Annotated in this window: 8 protein-coding genes; 4 read left to right on the top strand and 4 right to left on the bottom strand. The window is 74.3% G+C overall.

Going from position 1 to position 12,504, the window contains the following annotated elements:
• Window positions 1-483, bottom strand: a complete 483-nt coding sequence (locus ACIP64_RS23200) for an Lrp/AsnC family transcriptional regulator (RefSeq protein WP_401589843.1) — start codon at window positions 481-483, stop codon at window positions 1-3.
• A 59-nt stretch (window positions 484-542) separates the two neighbouring features.
• Here ACIP64_RS23200 and ACIP64_RS23195 point away from each other — a divergent pair, with 59 nt between their 5' ends.
• Complete coding sequence (locus tag ACIP64_RS23195; RefSeq protein WP_401589840.1) at window positions 543-1,724, top strand: trans-sulfuration enzyme family protein; 1,182 nt, start codon at window positions 543-545, stop codon at window positions 1,722-1,724.
• Here the strand turns inward: ACIP64_RS23195 and ACIP64_RS23190 are convergent.
• The 3 genes from ACIP64_RS23190 to ACIP64_RS23180 form a co-directional block, all read right to left on the bottom strand.
• Window positions 1,678-3,069 carry a GNAT family N-acetyltransferase gene (locus tag ACIP64_RS23190; RefSeq protein ID WP_401589837.1) on the bottom strand — a complete coding sequence of 464 codons (1,392 nt, stop codon included), beginning with the start codon at window positions 3,067-3,069 and terminating at the stop codon, window positions 1,678-1,680. The two genes, ACIP64_RS23195 and ACIP64_RS23190, sit on opposite strands and share 47 nt — an antisense overlap.
• 76 nt (window positions 3,070-3,145) lie before the next feature.
• On the bottom strand, window positions 3,146-3,679 hold the full coding sequence (locus ACIP64_RS23185) for a DUF1990 family protein (protein WP_401589834.1): 534 nt from the start codon (window positions 3,677-3,679) through the stop codon (window positions 3,146-3,148).
• A 150-nt stretch (window positions 3,680-3,829) separates the two neighbouring features.
• A complete protein-coding gene (locus ACIP64_RS23180) occupies window positions 3,830-5,413 on the bottom strand; it encodes an alkaline phosphatase D family protein (protein WP_401589831.1) in 1,584 nt (527 codons plus the stop codon).
• Between the two features lie 282 nt (window positions 5,414-5,695).
• Between ACIP64_RS23180 and ACIP64_RS23175 the strand changes: the two genes are divergently transcribed.
• The 3 genes from ACIP64_RS23175 to ACIP64_RS23165 are packed head-to-tail and all read left to right on the top strand — an operon-like array spanning window position 5,696 to window position 12,450.
• Complete coding sequence (locus ACIP64_RS23175; RefSeq protein ID WP_401589829.1) at window positions 5,696-7,546, top strand: HSP90 family protein; 1,851 nt, start codon at window positions 5,696-5,698, stop codon at window positions 7,544-7,546.
• A complete protein-coding gene (locus tag ACIP64_RS23170) occupies window positions 7,543-10,533 on the top strand; it encodes a tetratricopeptide repeat protein (protein WP_401589827.1) in 2,991 nt (996 codons plus the stop codon). Before ACIP64_RS23175 ends, ACIP64_RS23170 begins: the two co-directional genes overlap by 4 nt.
• 57 nt (window positions 10,534-10,590) lie before the next feature.
• Window positions 10,591-12,450: a glycoside hydrolase family 15 protein gene (locus ACIP64_RS23165; RefSeq protein ID WP_401589824.1), complete on the top strand. Its 1,860-nt coding sequence runs from the start codon at window positions 10,591-10,593 to the stop codon at window positions 12,448-12,450.
• The last annotated feature ends 54 nt before the right edge of the window (window positions 12,451-12,504 follow it).

Below are 12,504 nucleotides of genomic sequence, written 5' to 3'. Positions count from 1 at the left end.
TCATATTGCTGACGCGGGCGGGAGCAGTGGTCCGCAGTCCCAGTGCTGGAAGATCAACCGGGTCTCCACGCGGGCCACTTCGGGCCGGGAGGTGAACTCGTCGACGACCAGGCGCTGAAGATCACCGGTGCTCGCGACGGCGACGTGCACGAGGTAGTCGTCCGGGCCGGTGAGGTGGAAGAGCGCGCGCGACTCGGGCAGTGCCCGCACCCGGTCCACGAACGGGCCGATCAGCTCCCGGCGGTGCGGCCGGACCTGGACCGACAGCAGCGCCTCCAGGGGCCGTCCGAGCCGGGCGGGGTCGACGCGCAGCTCGTGGCCGAGGATCACCCCGGTGCGTCGCAGCCGGTTGACCCGGTCGAGACAGGTGGACGGCGCGACCCCGCAGGCGGCGGCGAGGTCCCGGTAGGTCGTCCGGGCATCGTTCTGCAGGAGACGCAGGATCTCGAGGTCGACCGGATCCAGAAGCACAGAATCGGACACCGGCTGAAATTTACACGGGCCATCACCACTACGGGGCGGCAGCTGTTCAGCATCGGGCCATGGACACGACAGCCGCGCACTCATCCCGTTCCCGTGCCCTCGCCACCGAGGCCGTGCACGCGGGCCGCGAGGACCTCACCGATCTCGGCCTGCACGCCGTCCCTCTGGACCTGTCCACCACCTACCCCTCCCGGGACAGCCGCGCCGAGGCCGCCCGGCTGGACGACTTCGCCGCCACGGGCGCCGCCCTTCAGGGGCCGCCCGTCTACTCGCGTCTCGACAACCCGACGGTCGCCCGCTTTGAGACGGCGCTGGCCCGGCTGGAGGGCGCCGAGGCCGGTGTCGCCTTCGCCAGCGGCATGGCGGCGCTGACCGCCACCCTGCTGGCCCGGGCCGCCATGGGCCTGCGCCACGTGGTGGCCGTGCGCCCGCTGTACGGGTGCAGCGACCACCTGCTGACGGGCGGGCTGCTGGGCACCGAGGTCACCTGGACCGACCCCGCCGGCATCGCCGACGCCGTCCGGCCCGACACCGGCCTGGTGATCGTGGAGACCCCGGCCAACCCGACCCTGGCCGAGGTCGACCTGCGGGCGGTCGCCCACTCCTGCGGCACGGTGCCGCTGCTCGTCGACAACACCTTCGCCACCCCCGTCCTGCAGCGCCCGCTGGAGAGCGGTGCCCGGATCGTGCTGCACAGCGCCACCAAGTACCTCGGTGGCCACGGCGACGTCCTGGGCGGGGTCGTCGCCTGCGACGAGGAGTTCGCCCGCGTGCTCCGCAAGGTGCGCTTCGCGACCGGCGGCGTGCTCCACCCGCTCGCCGGGTACCTGCTGCTGCGCGGGCTGTCGACGCTGCCGGTCCGGGTACGGGCCGCGTCGGCCACGGCGGCCGCGCTGGTGGCGCGGCTGGCCGCGGACCCGCGGGTGGCGCGAGTGCACTACCCGCGGATCGGCGGCGCCATGGTGGCCTTCGAGGTGACCGGTGACCCGCACGAGGTGATCGCGGGGGTCCGGTTGATCACCCCGGCGGTCAGCCTCGGCGCCGTCGACACCCTGATCCAGCACCCGGCCTCGATCAGCCACCGCATCGTGGACGAGGACGACCGGCACGGTGCCGGCGTCAGCGACCGGCTGCTGCGGCTGTCGGTCGGGCTGGAGGACGCCGAGGACCTGTGGGACGACCTGGACCGGGCGCTCAGCGCAGCGGAGCGCTCGCCTCGGCCGGTGACAGCGTCGCGGTGATGACCAGGGTGCCGTCCTCGACCTGGTAGTCCAGCGGCAGGTCCAGACGGCGCATCGCCGCGATCATCCCGGTGTTGGTCGACCGGGTCACCGCGTACACGCTCTCGCACCCGGCCTCGACGGCCTGCGCGACCAGCCGGCGCAGCAGTTCCAGCCCGATGCCGCGGCGCTGCCAGGCGTCCTCGACGAGCAGCGCGACCTCGGTCTCGTCGCCGTCCCACAGCAGGTGGGCGAGGGCGACGACGCGGCCGGAGACCGTCTCCACGGCGAGGGTCCGGCCGAACCGCGGGCCGAGCAGGTGGGTGAGGTAGCGGTCCACGTCGGCGACCGGACCGTGGTAGCGGTGCGCCAGCGTGGCCGGTGAGCAGCGCCGGTGCAGGTCCCGGGCGGCCGCGAGGTCCTCGGGGCCGGCCCGGCGGACGGTGATCTCGTTGCCCTCGGGCAGGGTCAGGACGGCCCGGTGCCCGGGGACCCGGGCACCCAGCCGGTCGTCCAGTTCGACCAGCGCGCGGGCGCGGGCGAACTCGGTCGGGGTGAAGGGCAGGCAGGCGCGTTCCACGGTGATCGTCCCTCCGGCGGGGTCGCGCAGCCGCATGACGGTCTCCTCCAGCGCGTCCTCGGCGATGTCGCCGCCGGGCCGGCCGGACGGGGTGGACCTGATGGTGCAGCGGCCGAGCAACTGGCGCAGGGACAACGGAAGTTCGGCGGCGTCCATCGCGGTGCGGGTGGCGAGGGTCAGCATCCGGGTCGGGGTGTCGACGAGGTCGTGGGCGTCGGCGCGCTCGATCCAGGTGTCGCGGCCGCCGGCGGTGTCCGCGGTGCGGGTCAGTTCCCCGGCGGGCAGTTCCGCGGGGGCGCGCAGCAGGAACTCGTCGACGGTCCCGTCGGTCAGCGGGTGCGTCTGGAGGGTGAGGATGTCCACGTCCCGGGCGGCCAGTGCCGTGGCCACGGCGGCGAGGCTGCCGGGCCTGTCGCGCACGGTGGTGCGCATCCGCCACAGGGCCGTCCCGGCGCTGCGGGCGGGGTCGGGATCCCGGGCGGGGTCGGCGGCGGAGCTTTCCCCCGGCTCCGCCGTCCCGGTGGCGGCGGTGCCGCCGGCCGGTGGGGGTGAGTGGCCGCGGCGCCGTGCCCGCCACGTGTGGAGGCCGGCCGTGGCGATCAGGGCGGCGGCCGGGGTGTCCAGCAGAACGGCGCCGCCGGCTGCGTGCCGGGTGAGTCCGGCGAGTCCGGCGATGAGGTCGGCCGTCGCGACCGCGACGAGGAGCACGGCGAGCCCGACGGTGCCGCGATGCCAATGGTGGCGAAGCCGACGGGAGTTGGTCGTGGCGTACGTCAAATCTGGCATGCAAACACCATGCCGAACACGTGTTGCGCGATCGCGAACGCGCTGTGACCGACGGGTAAAGGGTGTTCCATGTCGATTAACTCCCCTTTTCAATAGTTTCGTCCTGCGACAATCGGCGCAGGCAACGTCCGTACCGGCGGGCGAGGACACGCTGAGTGACGCGCCCCAAGGGGCCCAGTAGACGCACGTACCACGCGCCGGGTCCACTGACGGCCGTCACATCAAGCCACACGGAGCCGTCCGCCTCCCGGCCGACGACGAACGACTCCTCGCCGCGCTCGGGGTGTCCGGCGAGCGTCCCGTACGCGAACCCGGCCCGCTCCGGGCCCCGTTCGGCCCACACCACCCGGCACGGAGCGCTCAAGGGGCCGAAGCGCAGCGGCGCCCGCACCCCCGGCGCGGCGTCCGGGGTGCCCGCGGGCACCCGCAGGCCCGCCGCGCGGTGCATCCGCCAGCCGAACAGGGCGCGGGTGGCGGCCGCCATGACCTCCGGACCCTCGCCGAGCCATGTGCGCTCCCGCAACCGGTGGAACCCGGGCGGGGTCGCCGCGCCGGGGTCCCTGGTGACGCCCGGGTGGTCGTAGGTCAGTTCGTCGGTCACGACCTGCATGTCTACCGCAGGACGTGGTCGTGCGGCCCCGGCGGGACGTGAATTCGTCCTCCTGCCCGGGGGATTTGCGTACGCCCGTGCAGTGGGCGCCGCGGTCCCGGCGGCGGACCGTACGGCCGCCGCCGGGACGCTCCTCGCCGCCCGGCCCGGCTACTGCCCGACCAGGCCCGGCCGGAGCACCTTGGTGAACAGGACGCTGCCGTCCTGCTCCCGCAGACGGACCGTCAGGTCCCCGGAGTGGCCGTCGATGTCGACCTGGCCGAAGAACTGGTAGCCCTCGGCCGGCGAGACGTTCGCGGCGGTCGGGGCCTTCACGAAGACCCGCTCCGGGCCGAACGTGCCGTCCAGCGCGCTCGCCGGGAAGGCGCCCGCGTTGAGCGGGCCGGAGACGAACTCCCAGAACGGCTCGAAGTCGGCGAAAGCGGCACGCGAGGGCTGGTAGTGCTGCGCCGAGGTGTGGTGGACGTCGGCGGTCAGCCACACCGTGCCGGTGATCCGGCGGTGCTTGACGAAGCGCAGCAGCTCGGCGATCTGCAGCTCGCGCCCCAGCGGCGCGCCCGGGTCGCCCTGCGCCACGGCCTCGATGTTCGGCAGCCCCTCGGTGCTGTCCGGCACGACCAGGCCGATCGGCATGTCGGCGGCGATGACCTTCCACACCGCGCGGGACCGCGACAGCTCGCCCTTGAGCCACTCCAGTTGCTCGCGGCCCAGGATGCCCTGCGGGTCGCGGGTCTGGTCGTCGGGGGAGTTGGCGTTGCGGTAGGTGCGCATGTCGAGCACGAAGACGTCCAGCAGCGGGCCGTGCCGCAGCACGCGGTGGACCCGGCCGCCGGAGCCCGGGCGCAGCGTGGAGACGGGGAAGTACTCGCTGAACGCGCGGCGGGCGCGGGTCGCGAGGACGTCCACGCTCTTCTCGGTGTAGCGCGGGTCCGAGGCCCCGACGACCTCGCCCGGGTACCAGTTGTTGCGCACCTCGTGGTCGTCCCACTGGATGATCGAGGGCACCTGGGCGTTGAACCCCCGGAGGTTCCCGTCCAGCAGGTTGTAGCGGAAGTTGCCGCGGAACTCGGCCAGCGTCTCGGCGACCTTGGACTTCTCCACGGTGGTGATGTTCCGGTAGGCGGTGCCGTCGGGCAGCGCCTGGGTCGCGGCGATCGGCCCGTCGGCGTAGATGTTGTCGCCGCTGCACAGGAAGAAGTCGGGGTCCAGGCACCCCATCGCGTCGAAGATGCGGTAGCCGCCGATGTCGGGGTTGATGCCCCAGCCCTGCCCGGCCAGGTCGCCGGACCACACGAAACGCACCCCTGCCCGCCGGCTCCGGGGTGTGGTCCGGAAGGTGCCGGAGACCGGCTCGCCGGTGCGGCGCGGGTCGTGCGGGTCGGACAGCAGCACCCGGTAGTGGATCTGCTCGCCCGACGGCAGGCCGTGCAGCCGGGTCGCACCGGTGAAGTCGGTGTCCGGGCCGACCAGCGGGCCGGTCCAGCGGCGCGCGTTGCGGAACGACCCCGTCGCGGAGGTCTCCACGATCATCCGCGCCGGGCGGTCCGAGCGCACCCACACCAGGCCGCCCGTCGCCGTCACGTCACCGCTCTGCACGCCGGACGTCGCCGTCGGCCGCCCCGACAGGGCCAGCGCGGGAGCGGCCGCCGCCGGGACCAGCAGCGCCCCCGAAGCGGCGAGCCCGCCCCGCAGCACTGCGCGCCGCCCGACGCCGCTTCCTGTTCCGTTCGCCATCGTGACCTCCAAAGTCCGCAAAAAGTGGGCCGTCGAGTGTCCGCGACCGTTCCTACTCGTGCCGTGTGCCGTCGGCCCCAACGACCGGTGAACAACCGGCCGGTACCTTGCCGGGCGTGGCGGCCCGCGACGCCACCGCGAGCCCCGCGCACCGCCCGCGCCCGCGGAAACCGCTGGTCACGCCGGGCCGCGCCGCCATACGATGTGCGGCATTCGGCGGCCGCGATCACCAGATCGCCCTACCCGCGCCGCCCCCTCCGGGGCCTTGCCGGCGCAGACACCATGACTGCAGACGAGACACCGCACACCTTCCAGGTCGACCTGCGCGGCCTGGTGGACCTCCTCTCCCACCACCTCTACTCCAGCCCCAAGGTCTACCTGCGCGAACTGCTCCAGAACGGCGTCGACGCCATCACCGCGCGCCGTGCCGAGCAGCCCGGGGCACCTGCGCGCGTGGAGCTGTTCGCCGACGGGGAGCGGCTGCGCGTGGAGGACACCGGCATCGGCCTGACCGAGGCCGATGTGCACAACCTGCTGGCCACCATCGGCCGCAGCTCCAAGCGCGACGGACTGGAGTCCGCCCGCGCCGAGTTCCTCGGCCAGTTCGGCATCGGCCTGCTCGCCTGCTTCGTGGTCGCCGACCGGATCCGGGTCGTCAGCCGCTCCGCCCGTGTGCCGGACGCGCCGCCCGTGGAGTGGACGGCCCGCGACGACGGTTCGTACACCGTCCGCACCCTGCCCGACGAGGCCCGCCCCGAGCCCGGCACCACCGTGCACCTCACCGCCCGGCCCGGCAGCGGCGAATGGCTCACCGAGGAGCGCGTGACCGCGCTCGCCAAGGACTTCGGCTCGCTGCTGCCGTACGACGTGCGGGTCGGCGGCACGCCGGTGACCGAACGGCCGCCGGTGTGGGAGCGCCCGCACCCCGGCCCGGCCGCGCGGCGCGTGGCGCTCGCCCGCTACTGCCACGAGCGTTTCGGCTTCAGCCCGCTGGACGTCATCGACCTCGACGTCCCGCTCGCCGGGGTACGGGGAGTGGGCTACGTGCTGCCCGCCGCCGTCAGCCCTGCCCAGCGCGCCGGGCACCGCGTGCACCTGAAGGGCATGCTGCTCACCGAGCGGGCCGACGACCTCCTGCCCGACTGGGCGTTCTTCGTCCGGTGCGTCGTCGACACCGACAGCCTGCGGCCGACCGCCTCCCGCGAGAGCCTGTACGCCGACGAGACCCTGGCCGCCGTCCGCGAGGCACTGGGCGAACGCGTCCGGGCCTGGCTGACCGGCCTGGCCGCGGGGGAGCCCGAGCGGCTTGCCCAGTTCCTGTCCGTGCACCATCTGGGCGTCAAGTCCCTGGTCCGGTACGACACGGACATGCTGCGCACGATGCTGCCGTGGCTGCCGTTCGAGACCACCGACGGGCAGCTGTCGCTGGAGGAGTTCGCCCGCCGCCACCCCGTCGTGCACTTCACCCGCACCGTCGAGGAGTTCCGGCAGGTCGCGCCGATTGCCGCGGCCCAGGGCATCGGCGTCGTCAACGGTGGCTACACCTACGACGCCGACCTGGTGGAACTGCTGCCCGCGGTCCGGCCCGGCACCCCCGTCGCCGAACTCGACGCCGACACCGTCACCGCCCACCTCGACGCCGTCGACCCGGCCGAGGAACTGGCCCTGTCCGGCTTCCTGGCCGCCGCCCGGGCCCGCCTCGACGCCCTGGGCTGCGACGTGAGCCTGCGCGCCTTCCACCCCGTCACCGTCCCCGCCCTGCACCTGGACGACCGGTCCGCGCGGCACGAACGCGCCCGCGCCGAGGAGGAGGAGCAGGCCGGCGAACTGTGGGCCGGCATCCTCGGCGCCCTGCGCGGCGGCGCGCCCCGCGCCCGGCTCGTGCTCAACCACCTCAACCCGCTGGTCCGGCGCATCAGCGGCTTCGGCGACGCCGAACTCGCCGCCACCGCCGCCGAGGCGCTGTACGGACAGGCGCTGCTGATGGCCCAGCGCCCGCTGCGCCCCGCCGACTCCGCGCTGCTCAACCGCGCCTTCCTCGGCCTGCTCCAATGGGCCGCCCGCACCGGGGACGACCCCGGCTCCGACCCCAAGCCCCATGCCGCCGACGGCGAACAGGAGGACGGCCGATGAGCACCCAGGACCCCGCGGTCGCGGCCGTGCACCGCGCTCTGGCCCACAACCGCGACGAGCCCGAGGGACGGGCCCGCAACGCCGGCGCCGAGCGCCTCGTCGCCGAGGCCGAGGCCACCGGCGACACCCCGCTGCTGCTCGACGCCCTCTTCAACCTCGCGAGCGCCTACACGTACAGCAGCGAGCGGACCAAGTTCTTCGTGCCCTTCGCCCGGTTGCTGCGCATGTGGGACGCGCAGCCGGCCGACTTCGACAGCTCCACCACCAGTCAACTGCACTGGATATTCAAATGGGTCGCCGGCGTGATGCTCGACCAGCCCGACGTCCCGCTCGCCTCCATCGAGAAGTGGCAGAGCGAGATGGAGCACCGCTACCGGCTGGCCGGGCACTCCGAACGCGCCGTGCGGCAGGGCGACTTCCGCATCGCGCGGCACCTCGGCGACACCGGCCGCGCGGAGGCCGCCTTCGCCGCCTGGCTCGCCGCCGACCGCGACATCATGGCCGACTGCCACGCCTGCGAGCTGCACGGCCAGGGCACCTGGCAGGCCGACCTCGGCCAGGACGCGCAGGCGCTGGCCACCTGGGAACCCGTGCTCCAGGGCACCTACACCTGCGCGCACGAACCGCACCATGTGCTGGCCTCCTCGCTGCTGCCCCTGGTCCGGCTCGGCCGGCTCGACGAGGCACGCGCCCACCACCTGCGCGGCTACCGCATGGCGCGGTCCATGGAGAGCATGCGCGGCGCGGTCAGCAGCCACGTCGAGTTCTGCGCGCTCACCGGCAACGAGGCCCGCGGCCTGGAGATCCTCGCCGAGCACCCCGCGTACTTCACCGACGAAGGCGACCCGGACACCCACCTGGACTTCCATGTGGCCACCGCGCTTCTCATGCGCCGCCTCGTCGACCTCGGCCACGCCGGCCGTGCCGTCCCGGGCCCGGCCGGGTCCTCCTGGACCGCCGGCGAGATGCTCGCCCACGCCGAGCGGGAGGCGGGTGCGCTCGCCGCGCGCTTCGACGCCCGCAACGGCAACGACGCCGTCGGCCGCCGCGTGCGCGAGCGGCTCGGCCGACGCCCGCTGGTGGACCGGCTCCCGCTCGGCGTCCGGGCGCAGCGCCTGACGACGCCCGAGCGGCCGCGGACCGCCGCGGCGGCCCCCGAGCCCGCGGCGGCCGCCCCCGCCGACGTGCCCGCGCTGCTCGCGGAGGCGCGCCGGCTGACCGGGATCCAGCACCCCGGGGCGGGCGCCGCATGGGCCGCGCTGGCGGGTGCCGCCGAGCGGACCGGGACGGAACTCGACGCCCGCGCCCGTGCGGAGATCGCCGACCACGCGGGCATCGACGCCTTCCAGGACCCCGGCACGGCCGTGCCGTACTTCGAGACCGCGGCGGAGCTCTTCGAGGCCGCGGGCGATCCGGGCGAGGCCGCCGCCTGCCGTGCCCGGGCCGCCTGCGCGACCGCGCTCGGGGACCCCACGGACCCCGCAGACCCCGCGGACGAAGCCCTGGCGGCCCTCGACGCCGCCTGCGACGCCCTGCGCGCACTGCACGCCGCGGGCAGGGCGACGCCGCGCCAGCTCAGCGGGGCGCTGCTGGCCCGCGTCCGGCTGCGGGACCCCGGAGCGGAGGCCGAGGAGGAGGTCGCCCGGCTCGTCGCGTTCGCCGAGGAGCACCGCGACGCGGAGCGCATGGCCTCCCGGCTCGCGGACGCCCTCGTCCTCCAGGCCCGCCTGACCGCCTCGCGCGGCGACGTGACGACCGCCGCCGCGCTGTTCGCACGGGCCGCCGCCGTCCGTCACGACGCCGGGCTGCCCTGGTACGCGGCCGAGGCGGAAGCGCTGCTCGCCGACCTCTCCCTCCAGTGCGACGACAATGCCACCGCCGAGACGTCGGCCCGCGCCGCGCTCGACCACGGCGATGCCTACTTCGAACCGGTGCAGCGCGCCCACCTGCACACCGTCCTGGCCTCGGCGCTCGCTGCCGGCGACCGGAACGACGAGGCGGCCGGGCACGCCCTGGAGGGCGCGCACTGGGCCGACGAGGCGGGCGAGGCCGAGGGACTGGGCGCCTGGGCGCGGCTCGTCCTGGGCGGCGCGCAGCTGCGGCAGGGCCGGACCGCCGAGGCGGCCACCGTCCTGGAGACCGCGCTGCCGGACCTGGAGGCCGCGCACCACCAGGGCCGGGTCGTCCAGGCCCGCTGGTGGCTGGGCGAGTGCCTTCAGGACCTGAACGAGCCGCGCGCGGCCGCGGAGCAGTTCCTGCTCGCCGCGGAGATCGCCAAGGGCTGGGACGAGCAGCGGGACCACGCCGTCCTCGCCCATCTCGCCGCCGACTGCCTGGAACGGGCCGGCCTGGCCGGCGAGGCCGTCCGCGCCTACGCCCGCGCCGAGGAGCTGTGGCGCGGCCTGGAGCGCCCGGCGCAGGTGGTCAGGACGCTGCGGGCGCGGGCCTGGATCACCCTGGGCGACGGTCAGGGCGGTGTCGCGGAGGGCCGACGCCTCATGCAGCGCGCCGCCGCCGAGGGCGAGGCGGCACTGGAGGCCGCGACGGCCGCCGGTGACCTGGCCGAGGCGCACCACCTGCGCACGGAGCTGGCCGGTACCTACCGGCAGAGCGGCGAGCTGGTCGTCCGTGCCTGCGCCCACGAGCCGGGCGACGCGGAGGACGACGGCTCCGCGCGCACGGCGTACGAGGAGGGCGTGGCCTTCGCCGAGCGTGCCGCCGAGACCTTCGGGCCGGGCGACGACCGCAGCGCCGCCCAGCTCATGGCGGCCTGGCTGGAGGCCGACCTCGGGCTGCCGGGACGCGCGGTGGCCCGGGCCCGTGAGGTGCTGGCCGGCTACGCGGGCCGGGAGGGCGCGATCGCCGAGCGGCGCGTCGCCGAGGCGAACGCGCTGATCGAGTACGCCGAGGACGCGGGCCGTGCGGGGGACGCCGGGGACGCAGAGGCCGCAGTGCACGGCGAGAGCGGGGACGCCCAGGGGGACTAGTCTGAATGGTGGCTTTTGTCGCTACATCCGGTTCGCCCGGCGACCGAGGAGGCCACCGTGACAGCAGAAGCCCCCGCATCCCCGTCCGCGCTCGCGGGCGGCGACCGGTACCTGCCGATCGCCGCCCACGGACTCATCGGCGACCTGCGCAGCGCCGCCCTGGTCGGCACCGACGGCACCATCGACTGGTACTGCTGCGGCCGGTTCGACGCACCCAGTATCTTCGCGTCGATCCTCGACGCCGACCGCGGCGGGAGCTTCGAGCTGGCCGCCGACGTACCGGCGCTGACCAAGCAGTTCTACTTCCCGGACACCAACGTCCTCATCACCCGCTTCTTCGCCGAGGAGGGCATGGGCGAGGTCCAGGACTTCATGCCGGTCGTGGACGACTCCCACGACGAGGGCCGCCACCGGCTGATCCGTCGGGTGGTCTGCGTGCGCGGACTGCTGCCGTTCCGGGTGCGGGTCTCCCCGCGCTTCGTGTACGGCACGGTGCCGCACACCACGCACATCCACGGGGTGCAGGCGATCTTCGAATCCTCGGTCCAGACCCTCTCGCTGACCTCGGGGGTGCCGATGGAGACCGACGGCACCGACGTGTGGGCGCAGTTCAAGCTCGCCGAGGGCGAGACCGCAGTCTTCGCGCTGGACCAGATCGGCGAGGGTGTCGAACTGCGCGGCTGCCCGCTGACCGAGGCCGAGGGCGAGTTCGAGGCCACCGTCCGCTACTGGCGGCACTGGCTGTCCAAGTCCCGCTACCGGGGCCGGTGGCGGGAGATGGTCCACCGCTCGGCGCTGACGCTCAAACTGCTCACGTACGCGCCCACCGGGGCCATCGTGGCCGCGCCGACCACCAGCCTGCCCGAGCGCATCGGCGGCGAGCGCAACTGGGACTACCGCTACGTGTGGATCCGCGACGCCGCGTTCTGCGTCTACGCCCTGTTGCGGCTGGGGTTCACCGACGAGGCCGAGTCCTTCATGCGCTTCCTGTCCGAGCGGGTGGCCCTCGGGCCCTGTGGGGACGACGGCAGCGGGCCGTGCGACGGACCGCTGCAGATCATGTACGGCATCGACGGCCGCACCGATCTGCCCGAACGCGAACTCCCGCACCTGGAGGGCCACCGGGGCTCGGCGCCGGTCCGGATCGGCAACAGCGCGGTCGGCCAGCTCCAGCTGGACATCTACGGGGAGCTGATCGACTCCCTTTACCTCTACGACAAGTGGGGAGCGCCGATCTCCAGTGCCCACTGGGACACCGTCTGCGGCCTCGTCGACTGGGTCGTGGACAACTGGGACCAGCCCGACGAGGGCATCTGGGAGACCCGCGGCGGCCGCAAGAACTTCCTCTACTCGCGCGTGATGTGCTGGGTGGCGATCGAACGGGCGATCCGCATGGCCAACCACCGGGGCCTGCCCGCCGACCACGCCCGCTGGTGCGGGGCCCGGGACACGATCTACCGGCGGATCATGCGCGAGGGCTGGTCCGAGGAGCGCGGCGCCTTCACGCAGGCCGAGGGCGAGGACGTGCTCGACGCGTCCGTGCTGATGATGCCGCTCGCGAAGTTCATCTCGCCGACCGACCCGAAGTGGCTGTCCACCCTCGACGCGCTCGGCAAGGACCTCGTGTCGGACTCCCTGGTCTACCGGTACGACCCGATGGCGAGCCCGGACGGACTGCGCGGCGAGGAGGGCACGTTCTCCATCTGCTCGTTCTGGTACGTGGAGGCCCTCACCCGGGCGGGCCGCGCCGACGACGCGCGCCTGGCCTTCGAGAAGATGCTCACCTACGCCAACCACCTGGGCCTGTACGCCGAGGAGATCGACCGCACCGGCGAACAGCGCGGCAACTTCCCGCAGGCCTTCACCCACCTCGCCCTGATCAGCGCGGCCTTCAACCTCGACAAGGCACTGGGCTGACGGCGGCGCCCGGGCGCCGGTACCGGTGAGCGGGGCGGCGTCGGCGTGTCCGCG

The organism is Streptomyces sp. NPDC088733 (assembly GCF_044751185.1).
Classification (GTDB): Bacteria; Actinomycetota; Actinomycetes; order Streptomycetales; family Streptomycetaceae; genus Actinacidiphila.
Note: the sequence above shows the minus strand (reverse complement) of the source record. Positions and strands in the feature narration are given on the sequence as shown.

Coding starts and splice junctions, on each gene's coding strand:
- ACIP64_RS23195 (WP_401589840.1), top strand. CDS start 543: ATGGACACGACAGCCGCGCACTCATCCCGTTCCCGTGCCCTCGCCACC.
- ACIP64_RS23190 (WP_401589837.1), bottom strand. CDS start 3,069: ATGCCAGATTTGACGTACGCCACGACCAACTCCCGTCGGCTTCGCCAC.
- ACIP64_RS23185 (WP_401589834.1), bottom strand. CDS start 3,679: ATGCAGGTCGTGACCGACGAACTGACCTACGACCACCCGGGCGTCACC.
- ACIP64_RS23180 (WP_401589831.1), bottom strand. CDS start 5,413: ATGGCGAACGGAACAGGAAGCGGCGTCGGGCGGCGCGCAGTGCTGCGG.
- ACIP64_RS23175 (WP_401589829.1), top strand. CDS start 5,696: ATGACTGCAGACGAGACACCGCACACCTTCCAGGTCGACCTGCGCGGC.
- ACIP64_RS23170 (WP_401589827.1), top strand. CDS start 7,543: ATGAGCACCCAGGACCCCGCGGTCGCGGCCGTGCACCGCGCTCTGGCC.